The organism is Oceanobacillus bengalensis, from assembly GCF_003628445.1.
GTDB classification, from domain to species: domain Bacteria; phylum Bacillota; class Bacilli; order Bacillales; family Amphibacillaceae; genus Oceanobacillus; species Oceanobacillus bengalensis.
The window spans coordinates 96,631-122,585 of the sequence record NZ_RBZO01000011.1 but is presented as its reverse complement, the minus strand read 5'-3'; the positions used below and the strand labels follow the sequence as shown (position 1 = coordinate 122,585).

Below are 25,955 nucleotides of genomic sequence, written 5' to 3'. Positions count from 1 at the left end.
TATTATTACAATAACCAACGAATTAAAGGAAGATTGATCGGTATGAGCCCAGTTCAATACCGAATTCATACCGATCTAATCGTTGCTTAATAAAACTCCAACTATTGGGGGTCACACCAAACTGAAGTGAATTGTCGGAACGGTAGGACGAGTACTATCTCATCTTACTGCGCTGTCTATACAAATTGCTAATTATAAAAAGCAACAAATTAAGCGGAGTGAACCTTTCTATTTGATAATTTCAGGTAAACTATTTCACCTCGTCCTCTATTATTTCTTTCAAAACCACCGCTTGATTGTGCACCTCATCCTTTGCAGCAAATAATAAAGTAACAGTAGGTTTTTCCTTTACAATGTTAATCAATTCCTCTAATTCTTGCCTTTTCTCATTACTTTGAAGTTCCTCTTTATATTTCTCCTTAAATTCGGCAAACTTGTCTTGCTCATGGTTAAAAAATTTTCTTAACTCGGTAGATGGAGCAATTTCTTTCATCCAATCGTCTAGTTTTGCCTGCTCTTTTGAAATACCTCTTGGCCAAATCCGATCAACCAAAATTCGTATACCATCATTTTCTTCTACCGCACTGTATATTCGCTTTATCTTTACTGACAACTAAATCCCTCCTCACCGAAAGCAAAAAGCAACCACCAGTGTAACAGTGATTGCTTTTTACATAAACTATTCCCTAGCACGCTCTTTTTCTTCTTCCCCTTTTGGACCCGAAACAAACCATCCAAGTACCGCTGTTAATACTAATACACTATAGAAAATAGACTTCCATAATGTTGAATGTGGGAATTCATGCGGTATCCAAGCAATATCAGGATGAGCTAATACCATGACTAAGAGTTTCACACCAACCCAACCAACAATAACAAAGGCTGCTATCTCAAGGCCTGGACGTTTATGAAGCAAGTCAACGAAGATATTTGCTGCAAATCGCATGATAATAACACCAATCATCCCACCAGCAAATACAACGAAGAACTGAGCTGAATCAAGGCTACCAATTGTACCTAATTCACTTGGTGGTAGAGCTACAGCAAGCGCAACCGCTGCTAAGATGGAGTCTACCGCAAATGCAAGGTCGGCGAATTCCACTTTAGCAACCGTCCACCAGAATTCTTTCGGTGAAGCTTTATGAACCTCATTATCTCTAACTTTCTCCTTACTATCTTCTTCATCATCTGGTTTCTTCGGCTTGAGCCGGTCATACAGGTTCTTGAATGACATGAATAATAAGTAGGCTGCACCAAGTGCTTGAACTTGCCATACATCAACAAGAAACGAAATGATAAACAATGAACCAATACGAAGCACAAGTGCCCCAGCTAATCCATAAAATAGCGCCTTTTTCCGTTGTTCTTCTGGAAGATGTCTTACCATAATTGCTAAAACTAAGGCATTGTCTGCTGCAAGAAGCCCTTCAAGAGCAACTAGCACTACTAATACCCATAAGTACTCAATAATTAGTTCTGTACCCATATCCTCTCTCCTTAAAAAAATAAAATGGCCCACCAGCAGGTAAAAGACCACAGAAAAAGACCTTTACCTGCTCGCACGGCGGTAAAGGTCTCGCTAACAACGTACGTTGCCAATTAAGCCGGAGATATGGATCTCGTAATGACGACTTTAATTGTACAGCTACTCCCCTTTAGGAATCGTATTCTTTATTTAAACACGTAACTAGCAAATATGTCAATCGGAACCTGATTGCCTGAGCTATCCATATATTTTCCAAATTTATAAGGACTATGCTTTTACTGTCATTATTTTATCCATAATGTTTGCCATCGCTTCTTTTAATTTCGCTAATTTTTCTTCACTATCTTTGCGATTCTTTCCACAAACACCGTAATACGTTTTTAGCTTTGGCTCTGTTCCAGATGGTCGTAAACATACCCAAGCTTTTTCATCAAGCATCAATTTAACCATGTTTTCTTTTGGTAAATCGATTGGAGCTTTGCTGTTGTCTTCAAGATTTAACTTTTCACTCGTTAAATAGTCTTCCACTGCCTTCATCTTAAAGCCAGCTACATTAGTCAACTCCATATTCCGGATTTCAGACATAATAAAGGAAATTTGTTTTGCGCCTTCTTTCCCTTTTAAGGTTAGCGATGACATTCCCTCTAAATAAAAACCATGCGTTTCGTAAAGATCATGTAAAGCATCAAACAATGTTTTCCCTCGTTGTTTCCAGTAATAAGCCATTTCAGCAGTTATAATTGCTGCTTGTATAGCATCTTTGTCCCTAACAAATCCACTAACCAAATAACCATAGCTTTCTTCAAAGCCAAAGATAAACGTTTCTCCTGAAGCATCAAATTGATGGATCTTCTCACCAATATATTTAAATCCAGTCAACGTTTCCAGCGTTTCCACATGGTACGAATCCGCAATTGCCCTACCTAATTCGGTTGTAACGACTGTTTTAATCATTTTTGCATTCTTATATACATTCGGATTGCTATGTCTTAATATATAATCTAAGAGTAGGGATCCTAATTGGTTGCCTGTTAATACTTGGAATTCTCCGTACCCGTTTTTTACTGCAACTCCTAATCGGTCAGCATCAGGGTCTGTACCGAGTAAAATATCAGCATCTACCTTATCCCCAAGTTCCTCAGCCAGCGCAAATGCCTGATGTTCTTCAGGATTTGGCGATTCAACGGTAGAAAAATCTGGATCCGGTATTGCCTGTTCTGTTACAACGTGAACATTTAAGAAACGCATCTGTTCGAGCGCACTTGTCACAAGGTCATAAGACGTCCCATGTAATGGTGTAAAGACAATTTGCAAATCCTTATCCTGCATGCGTTTCGCCGGATCCATTCTAGAAATATAATTGATCCGCTCTAGATAAGCGTTATCAATTTCCTTACCAATCCAATGAAGTAACCCGCTTTCTGCCAGTTCCTCATCATTCAGAAATGGAACGGTGAGCTCATCCTCTATTTCATTAATCGCAGCAACTATTTGATCGGATTCAGTTGGCGTTATTTGACCACCGTCTTCGTTATACACCTTTAACCCATTGTACTCTGGTGGATTATGACTAGCCGTAATCATGATGCCACATGCGGCACCTAAATAACGTACTGCAAAGGATAGGAGTGGCGTTGGGCGTAATGACTCAAAAACATATGCCTTTATCCCATGAACACTTAGTACCCTAGCTGCCTCAAGCGCAAATTCCTTTGACATATACCTAGAGTCATAGGCAATGACAACCCCACGGTCTTTTACATTAACTCGGTGGTACGGCAAGTAGTTTGCTAACCCTTCTACGACTTTCCGTACGGTATAAACATTCATTCGATTGGTACCTGGGCCTAATACTCCACGTATTCCTCCAGTACCGAATGTTAATTCCTTATAAAAAGCATCTTCTAATAAAGATGTATCATTTATTTTCCTTAATTCAAGTTGCACCTGCTCATCTAGTTGCTCAAACGAATGCCACCTTTGATAGACTTCTTTCCAGGATCTCATTCCAATGTCCTCCATCACTAATCAATGTTCAAATTTTAACACACTTTTGTCCTAGATTCTAGATATTCTGTTTACTAACTCTGTCTATTGGATAAAATAATGTTAAACTATTAATCTACGCTTTCTATAATTAGGATTTATAGGTAAAATAAGGGTAAGAAAGATAATCGAAAGTGGTGAATGGCTTGGTTCAAAAACGTTGGTTTCAGGTTTTAGTGTTCTTAATTTTATTGTTTCTGTTAATTTTACTAATTTACTATACAAATTTCATCTTCATCCCAGTCTTTAAATATATTGGTGCGATTGCCTTTCCATTCATTGGTGCAGGTATACTTTATTATTTAACAAGACCACTCTTGCAGTTTTTCGAAAAGCGACTAAAGATAGGACGTATTTGGGGAATTCTTCTTGTGTTTTTAGTTATAATTTCCCTTTTAACATTATTTATTATGTATATCTGGCCAATTATTCAAAATCAGATTACCAATTTAATGTATGGTATTCCAGGCATGATTGCTGTTGTTGAGGATGTCATCTTCTATTGGCAAGCAAATTATACGAGTATTCCTACTCAGGTAATTATCGCTGTGGAGGACTTTGTTGCTAATCTTCCAGAACATATTCAGAATCTATTGGATCATTTATTTGGATTTATTGGTGGATTTATCGGGCAAGTTATCAGCATTGCTATGGGACTTGTCATGATCCCCTTCTTCCTTTTCTTTATGTTAAAAGATGGGGAAAAGTTATTGCCATTTATTTTGCAAGTATTTAAGAAAGAAAAAGCAGAAAACATTCGCAGTTTATTTGGAAAAATTGATAATGTGTTGTCTTCCTTTATCCAGGGTCAATTATTCGTTAGTTTCTGTGTAGGGGTTATGCTCTATATCGGTTATATAATTATCGACTTAGACTATGCATTACTCCTTGCCTTATTTGGTATGCTAACGAATGTTATTCCATACTTAGGGCCATTCATTGCTGTAACTCCAGCACTACTTGTAGGTACGTTACAGGATCCGATAAATTTCTTTTGGATAGCAATTATTATGATTGTGGCACAACAAATTGAAAGTAACCTCATTTCACCAAATGTTATGGGGCAAGCATTACATGTACATCCATTAACCGTAATGACTGTTGTTGTGTCAGCAGGAAGTATAGCTGGCTTCTTAGGAATTGTTTTTGCTGTACCAGTGTATGCCGTTGTTCGGGCTATTATTGTTCATCTTTATCAGACCTTTGTTAACTCGAAAGAGAAGAAAGAAGATGCTTTAATATGATAAAAGATTGCTTTCTTTAGATGCTCCCAAACAGCAGCCCGTTGCACACAAGATGACATTACAATTCATAAATAAATTCACCTCATTTTAGGTGAGATTTTATTATAATGTTTAAAAATCACAAAACGGGGAGCGTGAATCATCATGTTAGGTGTTCGTTTAATCGAGCCAGAGATGACCTATAGCCTTAGGCATCGCGTACTCCGGCCGAACCAGAGCATTGAAGACTCCAAATATGAAATAGACCATGAAGCGCATACATTTCATGTTGGGGCGTTTTATCAAGGAAAACTAATAAGCGTTGCATCCTTTGTTGTTGAAAACCTTCCTGATTTCTCTATTGAAAGACAATATCGCTTAAGACAGATGGCTACTCTTGAGGAATTTCGAAAATTAGGTGCTGGAAGGTCAATCGTAGACTTTGGGGAAAATATTATACGAGCGCGTGGCTATGATTTGATCTGGTGTAAAGGAAGAACGGCTGTTCAAGAATATTATCGTAAATTAGGCTTTGACGCTTATGGCGATATTTTTGATTACCCACCTATTGGCCCGCATATCGTGATGTACAAAAAACTTCAAAAATAATAATAGGCAATTGCCTACCCAAACTTTATTTTTTAACATTCGAAAATGCTCCAGTAAAAGCTGAAAAATGTTTATTACTGGGGCATTTTCAATTGATTATTTTCCATCTACTAAAAACCATTCACTCCAACATACAGTATTTAAACGTACATTCACGTTACTAAAAATAGGCTCTGTACTCGAAAAAGCATCCATTTATAAAATGAGCGGATCTCCATTTAGTTATAAAAGTGATAAACAATGGATGAGCCAACCTCATTATAACCAATCTTCTTATAAATACTATTTGATGTTGGATTAGCCTTATCTGTGTATAAAGAGCAGAAAGCAAAACCATCATGTAGTAATTTCTGACTAAGAGCAGCTACCAAGTTTGTTGCATACCCATTTCGCTTATGCTCGTCTGGCGTATATACGGCATTAATGCTTGCACCGTTTTTTGTTTTTCTAGATTGATTAGCCATTGATACTGGAATACCAGCTACATTCCATAAAAATGCCGTTCCATTTTCAATGAATTTCGTAGCCATTTGACTCGCTTTAATTTCTGTCATGGCTTCATTTGCTTCTTTTCCAAAGTGAATTAACCAACTTTTCACTAAGGGATGATCTGCTTTCGTGGCTTTTAACATTTGCCCATTCGTATCAATTTGTACGTTCACTTCATCTAACTGATAAATTAATTGATTCATATGGACTTTTGCATCTACTTTTTTTCTTTGTTTCCATTCGCCCACAAATACTTCCGCTTTTGAAACTGGCCCAAGAACACCTGGTACTTTTATCGCCTTTTTGTATAAAAAATTTGCTATATGTACGATTACGCGATGATCAACATCTATATCCGCTAAAATCCAATTATTTGGAGGCGTCTGCATAAAAGCATAAATGATTTCCCCATCTTCTTCGACATAACCAAAGTAAACATCTTTGCTAATCGTTGTTTTAAAATAATCCATTAACCCAAGCATGAGATTATTGCTTGCTTCCTTTTTCAACAAAAGACTCTCGACTTTTCCCCTATAATCATGAATCGTCGGTGAAAATGCAATTTTCATATATTTCGCCTCCTCTTCTTCCAATAATAAAGAATATTATTGTTTTGTAAAGGTGTTATGAGCTAAACTATACATAGAGGTGATTCAGATTGACGAAAAAAGAATTAGAAGCAAAATTAGCAGAGTTAAAATCAGATTATGTACGAATTCAAAGTGACTTGGACAAATTAGAGTATGTAAAGGGCAGAGTATCTTCCGCCCAAAATCAGCTTATTCGACTAGAAGAGGAAATTGCTGAGGTGAACAAGCAGTTATATGCATTGGATTAAAAAGAAAAGGGTTACAATAAACCAACAGTAAAAGCTCGTCTAATTAGGCGAGTTTTTGCTATAACCAAAGCGTAATAAAATAATAATGAACTAATATGTAAAAAGTATTTGACAATTTTAAAGATATTGATACAATATTAAATGTCAAATACTTTTTACATTTTAATTAGGAGGAAAGAAAATGATGGATTGGATAGTTGTTATATTTTTTGCTGCTTTAGCAATTTGTGTACTACTAATCGTTATTACTCTTGCGTCATTACCCAAGTTGGGGGATGAAAGGAAAAATTTCATTAAAATGAAAGCCCAATCATACGCTTTTACAATTGCAATCGGTTTAGCGTTGATTGAAATAATTGAATCTGTTTATTTAACTGCCTGGACAAATGAATCTTATGAGGGTATGAACCCCTTTACCTTTCTTGTAGCTATTTCTATTGTATATTTAATCTCATTACTATTTTCCAAGAAGAAATACGGTGGTTAAATGAAGAATCGTATTAGGGAATTAAGAAAATCAGCAGGGCTATCACAAGAAGAAGTGGCTAAACTTTGTAAGGTTTCCAGACAAACGATAAATGCGATTGAAAACGATAAATATGACCCTACTTTACAATTAGCTTTTAACATGGCCACTGTATTGGATACCACAGTAGATGAGCTATTTATTAATAAATAAGCACTTAATAATAACATCTATTAAAAACGGCTGAAATGTTACGATAGGAGTATAGATAATAACATGGGTAAAGTGTATTTTAAAGATATTGATCATACCAATGAATATATCGTTAGGAGCATAAAATTAAAACCCGGACAAGAAAAATATATTGAATCTGTTGATGAATGTCTACAAGAAGCTGACACTTACCAAGAATGGCATCCAGTAGCAATATATTATGAAGCAAATATTATTGGATTTGCTATGTACGGCTCTTTTGGAACGAATAAAGATACATGGATTGATAGAATAATGATTGATGAGAAATACCAAAGTAAAGGTTTAGGAAGAAAAGCAATGATGGGACTTATTGATATTGTTTCAAAGGAATTTGGGGTAAATCATATATATTTAAGTATCATTGAGGAAAATGAAGCTGCTTATAATTTATATAAAAGTATCGGATTTAACTACATGAATGAAAGAGATCCAAATGGAGAACTTTTATTTAAGTATACAATTTTATAATAGTGTAGTTGCTAGTGGTTTTGTGTTTAAGGATAGAAAGATGAGGCTGGGACAAAAGAAATTTAGTAAAGAAAAATCCGAACTATAAGTTTAAGTCCTCCATTAAATTCAAATTAATGGAGGACTTTGTATAAAGTGTTGATTTCTTTAGTGAGAAGTACGTCGTTCCGGAAACACACTTCGCGCAGCTGATGAGCCCCCTTCGTGCTGACGCACTACGGTGTCTCATCTAGGCCTCTCCTCCTGCAGGAGTCTACGTGTGTTTCCTCCACTGAGTTTAAGTTACTAACCATTATCTCCTGCGATATGGAAAGTCAAAAAGCATTGTACTACCTAACCAGTCCGGGAGAGTGGAGGGCGGTGACTCCTGCGGGAATAGCACGTGTCCGAAGACCCCGCAGCGGCGTTTTTTCCGCGAGGAGGGCTGAGGCCGTGCCCGCGGAAAGCATCCGCCCGGAGGGATCCCGGACGGCGAGACTTGCTCCGATTTAAGATATTCTGAATTAAATTAGTCCGAAGTTTATATCAACTATGAATTAACATTCAATTGTAGAAAGTTAACATTCCGAGATTCCTATGCTATAATATTCGTCTTTTGATTGGAAGGTTTTCGTTTTGTCCCAGCCCCATCCTGCGATTTAATCCTTATGCACCTAATAAAGGTATTCTTTCTATCTCATAAATTTATTCTTTTCTATCATTATTCCGCACCGTATCTAATTTTGCCTTGATCTTTTCCTTTTCCTTAGTCGGTGGAGTAAGGCTAACAATCTTATCGCCCACTGCTGGAACAGTTCGCATTTCTTCTGAGAAGAACTTTAACACACCCGACGGTTTAATTAAATATAAGAAAACAGTTGATGAACCTTTATCATCCAAATATTGCTTTAATCCGTATTTCTCAGTAAGCATGGTCTGCCTGAAGACATAGCCATCCTCGATCTTCTCTATTAGATTTTCTAATGAGAATTTCTTATCAAATAGGATTCTACCGCCGACCTTCGATACAACTCCACTAGAATATCCATCTTGAAAATGCGTATATGGACTTCCTTTAAAAACATTCGTTCTTCCATACTCTGGCAAGAAAGTTGTACATATCAGGGAATTATAGGCGTTGTCGTCCGTCACAGCAAGCAAGTAATCATACGGGATTGTATCTAGCATATGCTCTGTTTGTTCTGACAGCATATCCCCGCGATAGAATGGTACATTTTGTTTTCTCGCCAAGCTTAAATTTTCCCAAGAAGAATCGACTAACATAACAGGAATATTGGAGTTCTTCAACGATTGTGCTAACTGTACGGTAAATTTATTACTACCGATAATTAACGCTCCTGGATTTCCTTCCGATGATAATCCTAATTTTCTAGCCAACCAACCAATAGAGAATCCGTGTGCAAGCACAGTGATAAACACTAGCGCAAACGTTAATGTTGTTAAAATTTCTGCATCTTCATAGCCTGCATTTAGAAGAACACCAGCAAAATAACTTGATACAGTTAGTGCCACAATTCCCCTTGGTGCAATCCAACCAAGTAGTGCTTTTTCATTAAACGATAATCCCGTACCAATCGTAGACAAGAATATCGACAACGGTCTAACAGCAAACATCATCAATAAAACATACCCAATAATATTTGGACTAAAAATTTGTAGTAATGTTTCAACTTCCAATGATGCTGTTAACATAATGAAGATTGCCGAAATGAGTAGTACTGAAACATTTTCCTTAAAATGACGCATATCTGAAATGGAACTTATTCCCATGTTCGCAAGGGTTATCCCCATAGCCGTTACGGATAATAGCCCTGTCTCATGCATGATCATATCTGCAGCGGTAAAGCAGAAGATTACCACGACAACAATAACAGGTGACTTTAGAAATTCTGGTACATGCCCTGTTTCAAACATCCACCCAAGTCCCTTACCAAGTGCCCATCCCAAAATAATTGCAAAGATGGATGCAGCAAAGAATAGGACTAATTGGATACCACTCGGATTTTCTGAAGTGATTACCGTTATAATCTCAAATGCAAAAACTGCAAGAAGTGCACCAATTGGGTCAACGATTATTCCTTCCCATTTCAGTACCTTCGCAGGTCTAGGGTTAAGCTTTGCCTGTCTAAGTAAAGGCATAATAACGGTTGGCCCTGTTACAATGAACAGACCGCCGATAACAAATGCAACAGCCCACGATAATCCTGCAACATAATGGGCAGTTAAAGAACCTGCTATCCATGCAATAAATGCCCCTAAGGTAGATATCCTGAAAATAGGTTTACTAATCCCTCTAAGCTCTTTAAAACTCAAATTTAGACTACCTTCAAACAGAATGATTGCAACTGCAACAGATATAATCGGGCTAAATAAGTCCCCAAAGTCTTCTTCAGGATTCATAATTCCAAAGATTGGTCCAACAAGTAAACCAGTAATTGCCATAACCACAATTGCTGGAAGGCGATATCGCCACGCCACCCATTGTGAACCAATGCCTAATATACCGATCAATGTAATTTCGAATAGTAATGAAGGAACCATCCCATCCCCCCTAACAAAAGTTTATAAGAGTATTTTATAGATGATGGGGGTGAATGTAAATTAATTACGCGTTACTATTTTTTTTGCAATAATTACCATCATTAAAAATACAGTGCTGATGGTCAAAGCGCTTAATATGTAAATCACTTCTAAAGCTGTTAAATTCACGATTTCAAACTGGATAAGAGCAAATAAAACAAAGGGACGTAAAAGGCTCATTACTATGATGTTATATTAACATTCTGGAAATCATCCTTAAGAAACCAAAACAGAGTAATTTATGGTAGGATAAAAGGAAAGTTCCAATCGGATGAGATACGAATACACAGTTACTTTGGAAAAAGGAGGACTCCCCTCATGTTAGTAAAAGAAGAAAAAATTCTACAAACCTATTTTGGCTATGAAACATTCCGTCCTGGACAAGAAGAAACAATCAACCATATTATCAACTTAAATAATACGCTTGCCGTCATGCCCACTGGTGGTGGTAAATCCCTATGCTATCAGATCCCTGGATTATCCATGGATGGTACGGCAATCATAATCTCCCCATTAATCTCACTTATGAAAGACCAGGTAGATGCTTTAGTTTCTTTAGGCATAGCCGCTACATATATTAATAGTTCCCTTTCACCAAGTGAACAACAAAGCCGATTACATGATGTCGCTTTGGGCAGGTATAAATTCGTTTATGTGGCTCCAGAACGATTTGAATCTAGTACCTTTATGCATACAATACGCAGCATTCAGATTGCCCTTGTCGCATTCGATGAGGCACATTGTATCTCCCAGTGGGGGCATGATTTTCGTCCAAGCTACCGATCAATCGTTCCAAATTTAAAACAAATACCAAATATCCCTGTGTTTGTTGCCTTAACTGCTACAGCTACGGAAGAAGTCATAACTGACATTCAAGAATTGTTGCAGATTAATCACGTCATTAACACAGGGTTTGAACGTGAAAATCTCTCTTTCCATCTTGTCAAAGGAAAGGATAAAACAAGTTATATTCGGGCATTCCTTGACGAACATCGTGATGAATCAGGGATTATCTATACAGCTACACGTAAGCAAGCCGATAGTTTATATGAGCAACTTACTAGAAGGGGTGTCTCCGTTTCCAAATACCATGCCGGAATGTCTGAAAACGAAAGAAAGCAAGCACAATCGGCATTTATCCATGACGAAAAAACAATGATGATCGCAACCAACGCATTTGGAATGGGAATTGATAAGTCAAACGTTCGGTATGTCATCCATTATGCGATGCCAATGAATATTGAATCCTATTATCAAGAAGCAGGAAGAGCGGGACGAGACGGAGAACCTAGCGATTGTATTCTCCTATTTTCTCCGCAAGATGTTCAATTACAAAAGTTTCTGATTGAGCAGTCAATGATGGACGAGTCCTCCAAACAAAATGAATACCGGAAACTCCAGGAAATGATTAACTATTGCCACACACACAGCTGCCTACAATCGTTTATTCTGGATTACTTTGATGATCGCACGTCCCATCAATCCACCTGTGGTCGTTGCAGTAACTGTGTGGAGCGTCAGGAAAAAACGGATATAACAGAAGAAGCACAGAAAATTTTATCCTGTGTAAAACGCATGGATGAACGCTTTGGCGTTGGGATGACTGCTAAAGTGCTAAAAGGCTCCAGAGATAAGAAAATAAAAGATTTTGGATTAAATAAACTCACTACCTATGGCATCATGTCAGCATATACGGAAAAAGAACTTACAGAACATATCCATTTCTTAATAGCTGAAAAACTCTTAGGCACGGCAGAAGGAAAGTTTCCCACGTTAAAATTAAACCAAAATTCTGTTGACGTATTAAAAGGGAAACGTCGCGTCGAAATGTTCACGGCAACCATTCCAGCTAGTGAAGAAGCAGATTACTATGAAGAGCTATTTACAAACTTACGGGTATTACGAAAAGAGATTGCCGATGAAAAAAATGTACCACCATATGTTCTTTTCTCTGATGCAACACTAAGGGAACTTAGTAGGTATGTACCTAGCACAAAAGAGGATATGCTTGCGATTAAAGGTATTGGTGAGAAGAAATATGAACAGTACGGTGATGTATTCCTTGAGGAAATACTTAAGTGGCGCACGGAAAATCCGGATGTGAAGCGAAGAATCAAAATCGGCGACATCTCCACTCCTTCACCAATGCCAAAACAAAGAAAGTCTGAGGAAAGCGGGCCAAGCCATGTAACGAGTTATCAGATGTTCCAATCTGGAAAATCACTAAAAGAGATTGCTGATATTCGAGAAATGACGCAGCAAACGATTGAAAGTCATATTTTTAAGGCATATAAAGATGGATATGCCATTGCATGGGAGATCTTTTTCAATGAGGAAGAAGAAGCTGGAGTTCTCGCAGCCCATAAAGAATTGGACGAGCCCCGCTTGAAGCCGTTGAAAGAAGCGTTGCCAGATGGATTTGATTATACGAAAATAAAAGCCGTTTTAGTTAAAAATGAATTAATGTAGATTGAATGTTTCCGCCTCTGTTAAATTGTGAGGCGGTTTTTGTTGGGAGCTGCTGAGCTGGGCTGGGCGCTTCTCGGGATATTTGCGCCCTTCTCGGGATATCTGGTCTCTTCTACGGATATATGCTCTCTTCTCAGGATATTTCCTCTCTTCTCGGGATATTCCCTCTCTTCTCGGGATATATACTCTCTTCTCAGGATATTTCCTCTCTTCTCGGGATATATACTCCCTTCTACGGATATATACTCTCTTCTCGGGATATTTCCTCTCTTCTCGGGATATTTCCTCTCTTCTCGGGATATTTCCTCTCTTCTCGGGATATATACTCTCTTCTCGGGATATATACTCTCTTCTCAGGATATTCCCTCTCTTCTCGGGATATTTCCTCTCTTCTCGGGATATTTCCTCTCTTCTCGGGATATTTCCTCTCTTCTCGGGATATTTCCTCTCTTCTCGGGATATTTCCTCTCTTCTCGGGATATTTCCTCTCTTCTCAGTATAAATCAAGTCTTGGCGCATAAACCCGCTTCCACTTCATGGGCCCTATCCCTCACTAGATAACTTTATTTGCTCTCCCCCATATCTACTAAACCACCATTTCAGTCCTGATGGAACACATATAACGATTAATAAAATCCGCATCAATTGAAAAGCACTAACAATCGCAGGGTCTCCTCCGATATTATAAGAGGTTAATACCATCTCAAAGAAACCACCTGGAGCCATTCCTAAAATAGCTGTCTGGTAATCTAATGATGTAACAGTCGCCAGCAATGCACCCATACCAAAGGAAATAATGATTACTGTAATCGATATGGAGAAATAGACAAGCGTATATTTACCACCAACTTTTAAATCACGGAACAAAATATTTTTACCAAGTCCAGCACCAACAGCAATTTGAGCTGCATTCATTAAGAATGGTGAGATGGAGGGTAAATCAATCGGACTCACATTCATCATAGCAGTTACACCTAAAGCACCGATAATAATCCCTGCTGGTATTCGATTTTTCAAAAATAGCGCAGCTAAGATGGGAATTACAAACCACAGGTTATTCCAGATACTTGTTTCAAGCCCACTTGTTTCAATTATCCCCCCTACCTGCCTTTCCTCCACAAACAAAAAGGTTAAGAAGGTTGGAATCGTAAATAGCACGGTGATTAATCTTACCGTATGGAAAATAACAACTAAGGCGGCATTCGCTTTCATCGCCTCACTAGCAATTGCCATTTCTGATAAACCACCAGGAATACTTGAAAATATGCTTGTCATTTTGTCAACATGAATCCATTTAGAAACAAGTGCACCAAGAAAGATACTGATCAAAATAAGTAAAATAGTTAATAAGAGGTATGGGATTACGTACGGAACAATCGTTGTGAACGTGTCCTTTGTAAAATATAGCCCAAAATATAAGCCAAGAATTAAGAAGCCACCATTTCTGACTGAGATTGGTAACAATGCCTCCTTATTTGTTATCCCCTGATAAAGCATGACAAATGTTAGGGAACCAAGAACCCATGGGAGTGGAAAGTTGATTAGATAAAACAAATATCCACCAGCAGAAGCAATCATGATTGTTATAAGGAATCGCACGACTTTAGAGTCCACCATTTATTTCACCCCCTCCAATAAAATGAAGCTGCTATCCTAAGATAACAGCTTTACTTACTCGTATACGTACCTAGCACCTCAACTATTCGACAAAATCCGACAAGTGCCTGTCACCCCTACCATGCCCAGGTGCCGCTTCTAAATACGGCTTCGGTTGTGCCGTCAGCTTTCACACCGTCAATATCGAGTTTATCGGACCCAATCATAAAGTCAACATGAACAAGACTATCGTTTACACCATGTTTGTCCAGTTCTTCATCTGACATGGATGATCCGCCTTCAATATTGGTTGGATATGCTTTACCCAATGCAATATGGCATGATGCATTTTCATCAAATAATGTATTATAGAAAATCAATCCGGATGTAGATACAGGAGATTCGTGTGGCACAAGCGCAATCTCACCAAGGCGACGGGCACCTTCATCAGAATCAAGCAAGTGTCTTAATACTTCTTCGCCTTGCTCTGCTTTAAAGTCAACAACCTTCCCATCTTTAAATGTTAAGCTGAAGTTATCGATAACATTACCACCATAGTTTAATGGCTTTGTGCTTGCAACCGTTCCGTTCACACCATATTTATGTGGCATAGAGAACACTTCCTCTGTTGGCATGTTCGGGTTAAATGTTACACCATTTTCCGTTACAGCCGAACCACCTTTCCAAATATGACCTTCTGGAAGCTCTAACTCTAAATCCGTTCCAGGAGATTTAAAAATTAATTTCTTGTAATTCTTTTCATTTAATACTTCACGGGCAACCTTCAAAGCGTTATTATGTTCATCCCATGCTGCAATCGGATCTTCTTTATCCACACGAACAATCTTCACGATAGCTTCCCATAGGCTAGCCATTGCTTCCTCAGCAGATTTATCTGGGAAAATCTTCTTCGCCCAATCACGTGATGGGATAGAAATAATTGACCAGGCAATTTTATCGTTCATTGTATATCTACGGAAGTTCTTCATCGCTTCAGCAGACGCTTTATTTGCTAATGCTACACGTTTTGGATCAATGTTTTGTAGCAAATCAGGATTTGTAGAACGGATGTTTAATACCGCTGCTCCGTCTTCTGCATACATATCATGAAGCTTCACTCTCCACTCAGGGAAGTTAGCTAACACTTCGTCTGGTGCATTTTCATATTTTAATAACGTTAATTCATCATCGACCCAATTAATATGTACATCTTTCGCGCCTAACTCATAAGCTTTACGGGCAACAATTCTAGTGAACTCTACACCATCAATTGGTGCATTAATCATTAACGCTTGTCCCTTTTGTAAATTAACACCTGTACGTAATGCCAATTCTGCATATTTTTCTTGTATTTGTTGTGTAGTCATTAATTTACCTCCTAATATAAATTATTTCGTATACCGTTATTATTCCATAAATATTAGTAAATTGCCAAAATAAGTCTTTCTATATAAGTCTCATTTTTATTATTATTTTTGATGCTATTTACTCAAGGAAAAGTTTTTGTTAATATAGTATTAAGAAGTTACTTTTCGTAATTAGCATATTTAATAATAGATACGTGATGAAATAGAGTAGAGTGAGGTGATCAGGATGGAGAATTTATGTCCACGTTTTGAAAAAGCAATGGGACTACTAAGTACACGCTGGGTCGGGCTTATATTATTCGATTTATTAGAAGGGACAAAGCGCTTTTCTGAAATGGAAGCAGATTTACCTATCAGCGGTAGACTACTCTCTGATCGATTAAAATTGCTTGAAAAAGAAGGTATCGTTGAACGAAATATATACTCAGAATTCCCTGTACGGATAGAATATTCCTTGTCAGAAAAAGGTAGAGCATTAGAGCCTGTTATTAAAGAAATTCAAGGCTGGGCTGATAACCATGTCACCCCAGAAGAAGTAAGTGGAGATGTGGAAAAATAACAACACGTATTAAAAACTCTGCCCAATCATAATAGTAGGTGCAAACAACAAAATAACATACCATTTTACACGCTATTTCGCATTAGAAATAGCGTGTTTATTTTTTTATTGTCATAGAAAGTCTCCCTTAGGATTATTTAACATGTGAATGAGACATAGATTTACAATAAAAATAATATTCAGTAAAGTTATATATATATGATAAAAATAATCATAAATAAGTGAAGACACGATACTTAATTTAACGTGGTAGAAAGATTGTGGGAGTGTCCAGATTATCTACTCTTCAGCAATTGAACCAGACTGCAGCATAAGCAAATAAAACCAATCTGCAAGGAGTGACTTCAAATGAGTATTAAAAAAGAAAAAATATACCCAGACTGCCCAACTCTTATTAAAACTGTTGAGATAGGCTGCCTTACAAAATCACAGCTTCTTAATAAACTTCAACAACATTCTATTTTGATGAACAAACTTGGTGAGAGGCTATTCTCTGATGATAAATTTACTATTTCAGATACGATATACAGTGTGAGAACTGTTGAGCTCAAAGTCCGTGATCTTGGCTTTTCCGAAGGAGCTACCATACCTCAGCTTTTTAGTAAAGCGAACCAGGTCGGCTTAAAATTATGCCCACTTGAGCTAGGACCATACTTAAGATTGGAGTATATGGATCAACCCGAAGGATCAACGAATACAATTATAGTTTAAATGTCATTAACCTTATATTACGAACTTACGCTTTATTAAAGGATTAAAAATACTAAAAGGAAAAGAGGCCGGGACAAAAAGGTTATAGTTAAAAAAATCCAAACATGGCTAATGAAGATATACCGCTACGGAAATATACTTCTCTAAAGTAGTGCGTTGTTCGCTTTTTTTGCCAAACACTTTGGTTATGTCCCAGTCTCTTCACTTTTTTACCTTAGTGCACCAAAGGGAAGAAATGCATGTACTCCCTTTAAAGAATTTACAATCTGAGTAATTCGTAAGTCAACCACCATACTCGCATATGCATAAGCTTCTGAGCGAGAAATGCCATATAAGTCTGACATAAACTGTAACATGTCGCCCAATGCCAACCACATCGCTTCTTCGAGATTCTCATGAAACGCCATGGTTATCCACCCATTTTTGGTTTTAGCTCTTGGTCTCTGTATCGGGAAATTGTCTAAGACTGTAAATGTTAAACTGACTTTTTCCATCGGACATTCTAATGCTGGACCACTAACTTCTCCATCTCCTTGAGCCGCATGACCATCTCCAGTTGAAAACAGTCCACCCCACACCTCAATAGGTAAAAATAATGTACTTCCAGATTGTAATTCCTTACAGTCCATATTTCCTCCTGTCGCTCGAGGTGATATAGTCGTATGTTGTCCTGGTGTAGATGGTGGCATTCCCATAATTCCCATGAAAGGATTTAGCTTTACAGAGAAATCAAAATCTCCAAATTGACTTTTTCCCACCATTAGATTACTATCTAATTCAAAATCTAGCGTCACTTCTTCTGCTTCAACCATTCCTAACTTCTCATTCCAGTAGCTCGGAAAACCACCTGCTGAGGTCCATCCCCATGAGCCAGGTATCATTTCATTAATCTTAATCTCTAACGTTTGACCTGGCTTTGCACTCCTTATATAGATAGGGCCAATTAGTGAATGACCAAATTGTTTAGGCCTCCTGTGAAGTTGAACATCACGGAATCTTTTTCTAGGCTCTCCTAATGCTTTTCGCTTTCCAACACCCCACGCACTGTCCAGTGTTCGAAAATAAACGGTATCTCCTGAATCGATGTGTAATACGGGTTCTAAATCCTTGCTGAAAAAGCCGTGAAGTGACTTTGAATTTGGTTCTAATCGATGGATTTTTGACATATGTGAAGACCCTCCCAAATTTTTAGGATTGTAAATAGCCAATGTATTCCAGTTCTGATACATCGATAGAGTCTAAGGCACCATTGATAATTTTATTAACATCTTTCAACGTATTTTGAAGGCTAACAGCTTGACCTGCTTTATTTGTAAAGGGTTCGGCAATAAAAAAAGGCTGCGTTAAATATGCTTCCAGTCTTTCACCTCTTTGAAATGTCTGTAACTCAGAAGTTGGAATCCGATTCATACCGCTAACATTCACTAATGAACGCAATTCCCGATAGCGGCGAAGCAATTTTAAAGCTTTTTGTTGAATGACGAAGTGTTCCTGGTCTAAATGAGCTCCTTCGAGCACAGTTGATGTTGAACTAAGGGGATTAACGGCAGGATAACGATGTCTTGCAGTAAGATCAGCATCGAATTGCCATAACGTTTCAAGTGGTCCATAAGGTAAATCTTCATCAACAACCTCACCTGTCAAATCCAGAAGGAAAGTTGTAACTGAATTACTTCCAATTTCTTGAAGACTCTCCTGCAATTGTTGAATATGTCCTGTTATAACATGGGTTCTGTCTGCAACAAATATAATATCCTGGTCTATAACAATATTCACAATACGCTCATATGTTTCTTCAATTGTATTTGTAATGATTTCAACATTTTCAACAAGATCATTTAATCCTTGGTGTTCACCTATAGGCATTAAAAGAATCGTTTTATGAGCTTCATTCTTAAACCGATAAAGTAATTCTGCTAATACAGCGATCTGTCCCATTCCAGGACGTGCAACCAAACCAACAGTGCCTCCTTTTGCTAAAGGAGCAAATAAATCTAACGTTTTGATTTTGGTTTCTATCATTTCCACTTTCTCCCCTCTGATAATCAAATCATCTAAACAGCAGTCAGCTAATGATGCAAGTGCAACTAAAGTTCGAACCTCTGCTCTCCCAACAGGAATCTTCCCCGTACACAGATTAGAAACAGTAGCTGGTCGCAAGCCAACTTGCCGGGCTGCACTTGTAAGATTAGGTACTTTCCTCCGCAATAGACCTACATTTAACCTTAAGTCATCCATTTTTTAAAATCACCTCCTTTTCACCATATAATAAATTAAATAATGAAAAATAACAATAAATAATTACTCTTTAACGTAATTATATTACCCTTCAGAGTAATTAATGAAGATTATCGGTTAAGATCAAGGAAAGATGCACTAATAAAAAAGTCATTAAGCTAACGAAGCACGAAGAGGGAATAGAATAATAAATACATATAGAAAACCGCCACCCACATGATAGGGTGACGGTTTTTTCACATCTTATATCTCCAATTCTTCCGCAAACGCTTTTGACTTTCTTCTCTGTTCTCTTCGTTGCGCTGCTCTTTCTTTCGCACTTTCATGCAATCTTCTTTCCTGCTCTGTCTCTGGATAAATTTCTGGCACCTGAGAAGGTTTCCCATTTTCATCAATCGCAACAAAGGTTAGAAATGCGGTACTACAAATCGTCGTTTCAGCAGTCATTAAATTCTCTGTTAGTACCTTAACGAACACTTCCATTGATGTGTTACGTGTCCATGTGACATATGCTTCAATATGAATTGTTTGCCCTACCGTTACCGGGGCTAAGAAATCAACAGAATCAGTAGATGCCGTCACAACTAATTTCCTAGCATGTTTAATTGCTGCAATGGAAGCTGCAACATCAATATGTGATAACAATTTTCCTCCAAATAATGTTCCATGGTTATTCGTATCTGGTGGTAGAACTAGCGTTGAGTTGATTACTCTAGAATTAGAACATGGCTTTGCTTCCAACTGTATTTCCTCCTATTATTAACGATAGTTCTCCTATAAAACCGGAGAAATTAATCGTGATATCGATTCTTTAAAACGTATTCCAATGGAGCGCTTCTCGTACAATTTCCGTGTCATTTGAGTAGACTTCTTTATATCCTCATTAAAGAAATCAACCAATTGCCGAGAAATTCCTTTGTCATATAAAAATGCATTCACTTCAAAGTTTAGGCGAAAACTCCGCACATCAATATTGGCAGTGCCTACAGATGATACTGTCCCATCAACAACAATCGTTTTTGCATGCAAAAAGCCATTCTGATAAATATAAACTTCTGCACCTGCATTCAATAAATCCCCACAATGGGATAGCGTTGCCCAATAAACAAATGGATGATCTGGTTTATTTGGTATCATTAATTTTACATCCACACCAGAAAATGCAGCAATCCGAAGTGCATCTAATAGTGATTCATCTGGAATAAAATAAGGGGTTTGAATGTAAATATAATCCTTAGCAGACAAGATCATTTTAATATAGCCATTTTTTATTTGTTCCCATTGTGAATCTGGACCACTAGAAACAATTTGAACCCCTACTTCTCCACCAGACACTGCTCGGTAATACCGTTCCTTATAGGTAATATGATGACGGGAGGCGTGATTCCAATCTAAGATAAATCTTGTTTGCATGTTTTGTACAGCATGACCGACGATACGCAAATGTGTGTCGCGCCAATAGCCGAATTTCTTCTTCTTCCCTAAATATTCATCTCCAATATTAAATCCACCAATGTATCCAATGTTTCCATCTATAATTGCTAGCTTTCGGTGATTTCTAAAATTAATCTCAAAATTTACTTTTCCAAATTTAGATGGAAAGAACCCTTCGATTTCGATGCCATTATTTCTTAATCTTTTTAAGAATTTCTTCTTAATTGACCGTGATCCCATATCATCATATAGAACCCGTACCTCAACGCCCTCTCTTGCCTTTCTCACAAGAACGTCTGCAATACGCTGGCCGAGGCCATCTTGACGCATGATGTAATACAGTAAGTGAATATGATTTTTCGCTTGCTCCATATCTTTAATTAGCGCATCGAATTTTTCCTGACCATCTGTGAAAATTTGAACAGCATTATCTTGTGTTAAAATCGCCTCATCATTGCGTAGGTGTAAATAAACCAAATCCGCATAATCGCTCAACTCTTTATTGCGGAACTTGAATCTACTTTCTTCTATTGCAAGAAGTTGAGATTGAACAGTGGTTTTAACCTCTCTTCTACTTTTCTTATCCCATGTGAAAATTCGCCGCTTGTTAATCGGTTTTCCAAAAATTAAATAAAGCAAAAAACCCAGGATTGGGATGAATAATAGTACCATTAACCAAGCCCATGTGGATGTTGCATTCTTTCTTTCAAGAAACACAATAGAAATACCTAAGATAATATTCGATATAATAACAAATCCTAATAGAAATGTCAGTATTCCCATTGTCAAACTCCCTTCCCCATTAGCAATCTTTACAAAAACACACTACAACTAATATAGCATAACTCTTAAAATTAAGTTGAAATTGATGTACTCATTCATAGTGGAAAAGGCGTAAGAAGAATTATGTACATAAAATATCTGCCACTATCTAATAGTATGCATTGTGAGCGAGCAGTAGATACATACAACCTAGACTTTATCGTTCATAGGAATAATCGTTTATACTCCGCATTATGACATATTGGCTTAAAAACCGATACAGGTTACAGTATACTACGTATTTTTTAAGCAGAGGATTCACTTTCTACAGTCAAAACATTATGTTTATTAAATTTCTAGAGCTTAACATTGTCCTGCTCACCATTATCCCGTAAAATGACAACCACAAACTTATTAAGGAGAATTCTATGATTGGTGCAGCTTTTAGAGATGCGTTAGATATTCTAAATAGAAATTGGCTCAAAATTATTGGGATGGTTCTCTTAATCTATATTGTTAAACTGCTAATGGGAACTCTCCCTATACAAGGGACGATTATTCTTCGCTTTGATCCCTTGGCTATGGTAACATCCGAGTCTCTTAGGACTTTAATCGTAAGAGCACTGACTAACGGTATACTATTTTTTATTTTGATTCAGTATATCACCCTTACAAAACAAACGATGCGTGGGAGGTTGGTAACGGCAATCACCTATCCATTTCGACATCCTCGCCTGCTTTATAAAGGGACAATTGTTCTATTCCTTACTAATATTATTCTATATTTTTTCTGGATGTTAATCCTATACACTGGTTTGGGTGGAACGCTTATATATGCTGGTGGACTAAGTGTTCGATCTGGTTTCGTGATTTTAGTTATTGTCCTTTTATACGTTCTGCTTTTTTGGCTATTTGCAGGAATATCTCAGGCTTTGTATCTTCTACATGATGATCCAAAGTTAAGTACATTCCGTAGTATAAAAGAAAGTTTCTCACTTATGAAGGGTTCTAGATGGTCGTTATTAGGGCTGTTCGTCTTAACTGGATTAGGGTTAATTATTGGTATGTATTTATTTATAGTTGGAGCAATTTTTACTTTAGTTTTATATGAAGTGGTTCGATTGGCCTTTTACCAAGAACTATTACGAAGAAAAAGACAACGGGAATGGCAGGATAAGTTGGAAGAAGAGTAAAGCTAAATAAGGATGCACACCCTATAATCAACGTGTGCATCCTACGCACAAAACTCAAATTCTATCAAAAGCCTGCTCCATAATTAAAAGCCCCTCGCACTTCACACGCTCCGAAGAGGGAGACTTCTTGTCTAAAAACGTTAAAACTCTATTTTAATATTTGCATCTTCACCTAGTGGCTGACCATCTTTATCTGTAGGAGCTTTTATAATAAGGTTGGCACTCTCAACATCTTCAACCTTTGAATCCTCAAATAAATAACAAATCATGCGAGATCTTGTGTAAGCTTCTTTTATATATTGCATTTCTACTTTATCACTCAAGTAGTCATGAGGCGATTCAAAACTTTCTCCTGTATTTGTTGTTAATTTTAAATGCTCACTAGAGAAATTTATGTCTTCATTCGTAGTACTAATTTCTATACCTATATTTATGTAATCAATATTTTCTTTCCCGATATTATCAAGTATAAAAGGATCAGTTATTGTCCCGGTCACTAGATTTGACACCACGATATTAATGGTTAAAGGGCCTATTTCAACTTCACCTATATCTTCTTTATGAGCAACAGCTCTAAACTCTCCTCCAAAGGTTTCAGTCTCCTTTTGATCAAAATGATTTTCATTATTTTGCTCCTTACTTTCAGTCACACCTTGCCTGGAATTATCTTCTTGGTGAGATGACCCAGCTTTCTCGTTTTGGTCTTCTCCATTGCAAGCTCCTAAAATGAGGATAGCTGGTACTAATAAGGATAATAACAATTTATTCATGGTACACCTCCCCAATTTATATATCTAATAAACACATTATCAATGTATAATTTTAAAATATTACTCCTTACTGTCTAACCGCTTTCTGATTCGTTTTAATTCATTTAGTATTTCTCTTTGAACTTGTAACCCTTCTTTCCTATCTTTTTTTATTTGTTCATAACTCTCTTGTGTCTCTTTCAATTTAAAGGTCTGTTTTCTTACAAACCTAAGTGTTTGTGCAATTATTAGAAATAAGATAATAACTATTAGAAAATTAAAGAATTCCATCATCGTTTCCCCTTAATTAAATTCTAATTCTATTTCCAGATCCTCTCCTAAAGGTTCTTCTTTATCATTTATTGGTGCTTCTACAATAAAATCGACTTTTTTCATATTTTCAATATCGGATTCTTCAATCTTAAAGCCGACTTGACGGACATTGTCATTGTTATTTATAACAGGAATGTTTATTGCACTACTGATTAATTCATGGGGTTGTTGAATTTCCTCACCGCTGTCAGTTACTAAATGCATATTTTCTTCAGTGAAAGAAACATCCTCGTCTACATTATCTAATTTAAATCCTATTTGTAAGATCACAGTATTAATTTTATCACTTGAAGTAATACCATATATATCATAATCATCACGGAAGCTTCCGCTAACAATTTCAGCTGATTCTATGGTAATTGCCAGTGGTCCGGAATGATATGTACCAACTTCATCAACTTTACTATGTCTATAAAATGTACCTAATTCATCAAAACTAGAATTATGCTCTTGAATCAAAACCGGTTTCCTACTTGATTCTGAATCATTATCCGTATTATTGCAGCTACTCAAAATAACAGAACAGGAAATAAATAATATTATCAAAAATGATTTCACTTTAATATCTCCTTATTACAATTTGATAAAAATGCTAGCATAGATAGATATATAATTCAAATCAGTTTTAAACTAAGATGGATTAGTCTATTTCTTAGACTAATCCATCTTAGTTTAATACTTTTATATAGGGGCGCGGAGAAACACGTCCCTGGCAGTCTAGCACTTTTTGAAAATAATTCGTTACCTTTGGTGTTGTTTATTGATAAGCAGCTTGTTTTGGGTCCTATTCCAAAAAACTAAATCTGAAATTCAATTTCTGCATCTTCACCCACTGAATTACCATTTTGATCAATTGGTGCTTTTACGTGAACTTTAATAGATTCTATCTCTTCAATCTTGGATTCCTTTATAGGAAAGACAAAAGAAAAAGTGCTGTTATTGCCTTCCATATAACCAGCTAATATAAGACTACTTAAGTTCTTATCAGGTTTCTTAAATTGATCATCCATATTTGTTGCCAAAGATATATGGTTATTATCAAATGTTAGATTTTCAATACTATCTGTCGTGGTAAACTTAACCAGTAAATTTACAAACTCCTGTTCTTCATCTTCATATTCAATAATACCTTGATCATATGATTCCATAATATTTTCGTCATAATAATTACCACGAATTAACTCGGCTAATTCAATATGAAGAGTAATGGGACCTACTTTGATTTTTTCAATATTTGTTGCTTGTTCTATACTATAAAACCTTCCGACACTGTACCATTGACCTTCATGTTCCTCTTGCCCTATTGGTTCGAATTTTTCCTCCGATGTCTCACTATTGCTTCCACTGGAATTTTTCTTTCCTTTCCCGGTGTCTTGATTACATCCACTCAAAACAATAATGAATAGTAATAGCAAAATTAAAAACTTACGCATCAATTATCCCCCTAAAAATTAACCTCAACCTCTAAATCTTCTCCTAAAGGTTCACCTTTACTATCGAGAGGAGCATCTATTATTAGCGTCACTTTTTTTATATCTTGAAGGGTTGATTCTTGCAAAGGAAAGGAGAACTGACGAAGGTAACTTTCGTTGTTATTTTTAGGGCTTTTAAGAATTGAAGCACTAACCACACTGCTCAAAAGTTCGTGTGGTGTATCAATTTTTTCTCCAGTATTTGTTTTCAAGTGTATATGTTCTTGGTTAAATGAAACATCTTCAATATCTTTGTTCAATTCAAATTGTATATGAAAATTTATCATTTCAATTGTTTCATTTGCATTCACATTATATGACTCGTAATCATCTTTAAAACTTCCCTTTACTGCTTCTGCTGTTTCAATGTTAGCAGTAAGCGGTCCTATTTCATATGTACCAATATTTTTAATTTCGCTGTATCTATAGAAAGTACCGCCGCTTGGATCTAAACCAAACTGGCTCTCCTCTATGAGAACCGGATCCCTTTCTTGCTCTGAAGTTGTTTTTTTCTCAACGTCATTACAACCACTTATTATTATAGATATTGAAAATAATACTAATAAAACATACATACATCTCATGTTAAGACAAAGTCCCTTCTTCTCCACA

Annotated in this window: 27 protein-coding genes and 1 pseudogene; 11 read left to right on the top strand and 17 right to left on the bottom strand. The window is 36.8% G+C overall.

The genetic code is table 11. The features are described from left to right. Positions 1 to 90, top strand: a 90-nt coding sequence (locus tag D8M05_RS20905; protein WP_147405168.1) for an IS3 family transposase, incomplete at its 5' end; no start/stop codon positions are given. A gap of 160 nt (positions 91 to 250) precedes the next feature. Here D8M05_RS20905 and D8M05_RS09110 read toward each other — a convergent pair. The 3 genes from D8M05_RS09110 to D8M05_RS09100 form a co-directional block, all read right to left on the bottom strand. After that, entirely contained in the window at positions 251 to 613 is a 363-nt protein-coding gene (locus D8M05_RS09110; protein ID WP_121130944.1) for a DUF488 domain-containing protein, read from the bottom strand. Between the two features lie 66 nt (positions 614 to 679). Further along, positions 680 to 1,486 carry a TerC family protein gene (locus D8M05_RS09105; protein WP_121130941.1) on the bottom strand — a complete coding sequence of 269 codons (807 nt, stop codon included), beginning with the start codon at positions 1,484 to 1,486 and terminating at the stop codon, positions 680 to 682. A 267-nt stretch (positions 1,487 to 1,753) separates the two neighbouring features. Then, positions 1,754 to 3,493 carry a phospho-sugar mutase gene (locus D8M05_RS09100; RefSeq protein ID WP_121130938.1) on the bottom strand — a complete coding sequence of 580 codons (1,740 nt, stop codon included), beginning with the start codon at positions 3,491 to 3,493 and terminating at the stop codon, positions 1,754 to 1,756. Between the two features lie 176 nt (positions 3,494 to 3,669). On the opposite strand from D8M05_RS09100, the gene D8M05_RS09095 reads away from it, so the two are divergent. Together D8M05_RS09095 and D8M05_RS09090 are read left to right on the top strand one after the other, a co-directional pair. Next, the gene (locus D8M05_RS09095) at positions 3,670 to 4,776 is read left to right on the top strand and encodes an AI-2E family transporter (protein ID WP_379543711.1); all 1,107 of its coding nucleotides are present in this window, start codon (positions 3,670 to 3,672) and stop codon (positions 4,774 to 4,776) included. Between the two features lie 144 nt (positions 4,777 to 4,920). Next, positions 4,921 to 5,364, top strand: a complete 444-nt coding sequence (locus D8M05_RS09090) for a GNAT family N-acetyltransferase (RefSeq protein ID WP_121130933.1) — start codon at positions 4,921 to 4,923, stop codon at positions 5,362 to 5,364. Between the two features lie 218 nt (positions 5,365 to 5,582). Here the strand turns inward: D8M05_RS09090 and D8M05_RS09085 are convergent, their stop codons facing one another. Continuing rightward, positions 5,583 to 6,422 (bottom strand): GNAT family N-acetyltransferase, encoded by an 840-nt coding sequence (locus D8M05_RS09085; protein ID WP_121130930.1) that lies wholly within the window; start codon positions 6,420 to 6,422, stop codon positions 5,583 to 5,585. Between the two features lie 89 nt (positions 6,423 to 6,511). Here D8M05_RS09085 and D8M05_RS09080 point away from each other — a divergent pair, with 89 nt between their 5' ends. The 4 genes from D8M05_RS09080 to D8M05_RS09065 all read left to right on the top strand — a co-directional run bounded on the left by D8M05_RS09080 (position 6,512) and on the right by D8M05_RS09065 (position 7,880). Next, a complete protein-coding gene (locus tag D8M05_RS09080; protein WP_121130927.1) occupies positions 6,512 to 6,691 on the top strand; it encodes an SE1832 family protein in 180 nt (59 codons plus the stop codon). A 181-nt stretch (positions 6,692 to 6,872) separates the two neighbouring features. After that, positions 6,873 to 7,178, top strand: a complete 306-nt coding sequence (locus D8M05_RS09075; RefSeq protein ID WP_121130924.1) for a hypothetical protein — start codon at positions 6,873 to 6,875, stop codon at positions 7,176 to 7,178. After that, positions 7,179 to 7,370 carry a helix-turn-helix transcriptional regulator gene (locus D8M05_RS09070; RefSeq protein WP_121130921.1) on the top strand — a complete coding sequence of 64 codons (192 nt, stop codon included), beginning with the start codon at positions 7,179 to 7,181 and terminating at the stop codon, positions 7,368 to 7,370. Between the two features lie 63 nt (positions 7,371 to 7,433). After that, complete coding sequence (locus D8M05_RS09065) at positions 7,434 to 7,880, top strand: GNAT family N-acetyltransferase (RefSeq protein WP_121130918.1); 447 nt, start codon at positions 7,434 to 7,436, stop codon at positions 7,878 to 7,880. A 684-nt stretch (positions 7,881 to 8,564) separates the two neighbouring features. Here D8M05_RS09065 and D8M05_RS09060 read toward each other — a convergent pair. Next, positions 8,565 to 10,421 (bottom strand): cation:proton antiporter, encoded by a 1,857-nt coding sequence (locus D8M05_RS09060; protein ID WP_121130915.1) that lies wholly within the window; start codon positions 10,419 to 10,421, stop codon positions 8,565 to 8,567. Between the two features lie 357 nt (positions 10,422 to 10,778). On the opposite strand from D8M05_RS09060, the gene recQ reads away from it, so the two are divergent. Next, complete coding sequence (recQ, locus tag D8M05_RS09055) at positions 10,779 to 12,929, top strand: DNA helicase RecQ (protein ID WP_121130912.1); 2,151 nt, start codon at positions 10,779 to 10,781, stop codon at positions 12,927 to 12,929. Here recQ and D8M05_RS09050 read toward each other — a convergent pair. The 3 genes from D8M05_RS09050 to D8M05_RS09040 form a co-directional block, all read right to left on the bottom strand. Continuing rightward, positions 12,921 to 13,448 (bottom strand): hypothetical protein, encoded by a 528-nt coding sequence (locus tag D8M05_RS09050; protein WP_121130909.1) that lies wholly within the window; start codon positions 13,446 to 13,448, stop codon positions 12,921 to 12,923. The genes recQ and D8M05_RS09050 overlap by 9 nt on opposite strands. A gap of 24 nt (positions 13,449 to 13,472) precedes the next feature. Continuing rightward, entirely contained in the window at positions 13,473 to 14,546 is a 1,074-nt protein-coding gene (locus D8M05_RS09045) for an AbrB family transcriptional regulator (RefSeq protein WP_121130906.1), read from the bottom strand. Positions 14,547 to 14,662: 116 nt separating this feature from the next. Next, entirely contained in the window at positions 14,663 to 15,892 is a 1,230-nt protein-coding gene (locus D8M05_RS09040) for an aminopeptidase (protein ID WP_121130903.1), read from the bottom strand. Between the two features lie 226 nt (positions 15,893 to 16,118). Here D8M05_RS09040 and D8M05_RS09035 point away from each other — a divergent pair, with 226 nt between their 5' ends. Beyond that, positions 16,119 to 16,451 (top strand): winged helix-turn-helix transcriptional regulator, encoded by a 333-nt coding sequence (locus tag D8M05_RS09035; RefSeq protein WP_121130900.1) that lies wholly within the window; start codon positions 16,119 to 16,121, stop codon positions 16,449 to 16,451. Between the two features lie 348 nt (positions 16,452 to 16,799). Then, positions 16,800 to 17,138 (top strand): annotated as a pseudogene (locus D8M05_RS09030) (helicase); the annotation flags it as partial. Positions 17,139 to 17,371: 233 nt separating this feature from the next. Here D8M05_RS09030 and D8M05_RS09025 read toward each other — a convergent pair. The 4 genes from D8M05_RS09025 to cls form a co-directional block, all read right to left on the bottom strand. Next, complete coding sequence (locus D8M05_RS09025) at positions 17,372 to 18,328, bottom strand: acetamidase/formamidase family protein (RefSeq protein WP_121130894.1); 957 nt, start codon at positions 18,326 to 18,328, stop codon at positions 17,372 to 17,374. Positions 18,329 to 18,350: 22 nt separating this feature from the next. Continuing rightward, positions 18,351 to 19,400: an ATP synthase beta subunit C-terminal domain-containing protein gene (locus D8M05_RS09020; protein WP_121130891.1), complete on the bottom strand. Its 1,050-nt coding sequence runs from the start codon at positions 19,398 to 19,400 to the stop codon at positions 18,351 to 18,353. Positions 19,401 to 19,643: 243 nt separating this feature from the next. Further along, on the bottom strand, positions 19,644 to 20,141 hold the full coding sequence (locus D8M05_RS09015) for an acyl-CoA thioesterase (RefSeq protein ID WP_121130888.1): 498 nt from the start codon (positions 20,139 to 20,141) through the stop codon (positions 19,644 to 19,646). A gap of 33 nt (positions 20,142 to 20,174) precedes the next feature. After that, positions 20,175 to 21,617 (bottom strand): cardiolipin synthase, encoded by a 1,443-nt coding sequence (gene cls / locus D8M05_RS09010; protein ID WP_121130885.1) that lies wholly within the window; start codon positions 21,615 to 21,617, stop codon positions 20,175 to 20,177. Positions 21,618 to 22,024: 407 nt separating this feature from the next. On the opposite strand from cls, the gene D8M05_RS09005 reads away from it, so the two are divergent. Beyond that, entirely contained in the window at positions 22,025 to 22,789 is a 765-nt protein-coding gene (locus D8M05_RS09005) for a hypothetical protein (protein ID WP_121130882.1), read from the top strand. 140 nt (positions 22,790 to 22,929) lie between these two features. Here D8M05_RS09005 and D8M05_RS09000 read toward each other — a convergent pair whose 3' ends face one another. The 5 genes from D8M05_RS09000 to D8M05_RS08980 form a co-directional block, all read right to left on the bottom strand. Further along, positions 22,930 to 23,559, bottom strand: coding sequence for a hypothetical protein (locus D8M05_RS09000; RefSeq protein WP_121130880.1), 630 nt, complete (start codon positions 23,557 to 23,559; stop codon positions 22,930 to 22,932). A gap of 60 nt (positions 23,560 to 23,619) precedes the next feature. Further along, positions 23,620 to 23,832 carry a DUF5320 domain-containing protein gene (locus tag D8M05_RS08995; protein ID WP_183072743.1) on the bottom strand — a complete coding sequence of 71 codons (213 nt, stop codon included), beginning with the start codon at positions 23,830 to 23,832 and terminating at the stop codon, positions 23,620 to 23,622. Positions 23,833 to 23,841: 9 nt separating this feature from the next. Then, positions 23,842 to 24,429, bottom strand: a complete 588-nt coding sequence (locus tag D8M05_RS08990; protein WP_121130874.1) for a hypothetical protein — start codon at positions 24,427 to 24,429, stop codon at positions 23,842 to 23,844. 239 nt (positions 24,430 to 24,668) lie between these two features. After that, a complete protein-coding gene (locus D8M05_RS08985; protein ID WP_121130871.1) occupies positions 24,669 to 25,304 on the bottom strand; it encodes a hypothetical protein in 636 nt (211 codons plus the stop codon). A gap of 11 nt (positions 25,305 to 25,315) precedes the next feature. Continuing rightward, positions 25,316 to 25,954: a hypothetical protein gene (locus D8M05_RS08980; protein WP_121130868.1), complete on the bottom strand. Its 639-nt coding sequence runs from the start codon at positions 25,952 to 25,954 to the stop codon at positions 25,316 to 25,318. Between the last annotated feature and the right edge of the window lies 1 nt (position 25,955).

Excerpts from the sequence above, each read along its gene's own strand:
- D8M05_RS09105 (WP_121130941.1), bottom strand. The coding sequence starts at position 1,486 with ATGGGTACAGAACTAATTATTGAGTACTTATGGGTATTAGTAGTGCTA.
- D8M05_RS09100 (WP_121130938.1), bottom strand. The coding sequence starts at position 3,493 with ATGAGATCCTGGAAAGAAGTCTATCAAAGGTGGCATTCGTTTGAGCAA.
- D8M05_RS09090 (WP_121130933.1), top strand. The coding sequence starts at position 4,921 with ATGTTAGGTGTTCGTTTAATCGAGCCAGAGATGACCTATAGCCTTAGG.
- D8M05_RS09085 (WP_121130930.1), bottom strand. The coding sequence starts at position 6,422 with ATGAAAATTGCATTTTCACCGACGATTCATGATTATAGGGGAAAAGTC.
- D8M05_RS09075 (WP_121130924.1), top strand. The coding sequence starts at position 6,873 with ATGATGGATTGGATAGTTGTTATATTTTTTGCTGCTTTAGCAATTTGT.
- D8M05_RS09070 (WP_121130921.1), top strand. The coding sequence starts at position 7,179 with ATGAAGAATCGTATTAGGGAATTAAGAAAATCAGCAGGGCTATCACAA.
- D8M05_RS09065 (WP_121130918.1), top strand. The coding sequence starts at position 7,434 with ATGGGTAAAGTGTATTTTAAAGATATTGATCATACCAATGAATATATC.
- D8M05_RS09060 (WP_121130915.1), bottom strand. The coding sequence starts at position 10,421 with ATGGTTCCTTCATTACTATTCGAAATTACATTGATCGGTATATTAGGC.
- recQ (WP_121130912.1), top strand. The coding sequence starts at position 10,779 with ATGTTAGTAAAAGAAGAAAAAATTCTACAAACCTATTTTGGCTATGAA.
- D8M05_RS09050 (WP_121130909.1), bottom strand. The coding sequence starts at position 13,448 with ATGCGCCAAGACTTGATTTATACTGAGAAGAGAGGAAATATCCCGAGA.
- D8M05_RS09045 (WP_121130906.1), bottom strand. The coding sequence starts at position 14,546 with ATGGTGGACTCTAAAGTCGTGCGATTCCTTATAACAATCATGATTGCT.
- D8M05_RS09040 (WP_121130903.1), bottom strand. The coding sequence starts at position 15,892 with ATGACTACACAACAAATACAAGAAAAATATGCAGAATTGGCATTACGT.
- D8M05_RS09035 (WP_121130900.1), top strand. The coding sequence starts at position 16,119 with ATGGAGAATTTATGTCCACGTTTTGAAAAAGCAATGGGACTACTAAGT.
- D8M05_RS09025 (WP_121130894.1), bottom strand. The coding sequence starts at position 18,328 with ATGTCAAAAATCCATCGATTAGAACCAAATTCAAAGTCACTTCACGGC.
- D8M05_RS09020 (WP_121130891.1), bottom strand. The coding sequence starts at position 19,400 with ATGGATGACTTAAGGTTAAATGTAGGTCTATTGCGGAGGAAAGTACCT.
- cls (WP_121130885.1), bottom strand. The coding sequence starts at position 21,617 with ATGGGAATACTGACATTTCTATTAGGATTTGTTATTATATCGAATATT.
- D8M05_RS09005 (WP_121130882.1), top strand. The coding sequence starts at position 22,025 with ATGATTGGTGCAGCTTTTAGAGATGCGTTAGATATTCTAAATAGAAAT.
- D8M05_RS09000 (WP_121130880.1), bottom strand. The coding sequence starts at position 23,559 with ATGAATAAATTGTTATTATCCTTATTAGTACCAGCTATCCTCATTTTA.
- D8M05_RS08995 (WP_183072743.1), bottom strand. The coding sequence starts at position 23,832 with ATGATGGAATTCTTTAATTTTCTAATAGTTATTATCTTATTTCTAATA.
- D8M05_RS08985 (WP_121130871.1), bottom strand. The coding sequence starts at position 25,304 with ATGCGTAAGTTTTTAATTTTGCTATTACTATTCATTATTGTTTTGAGT.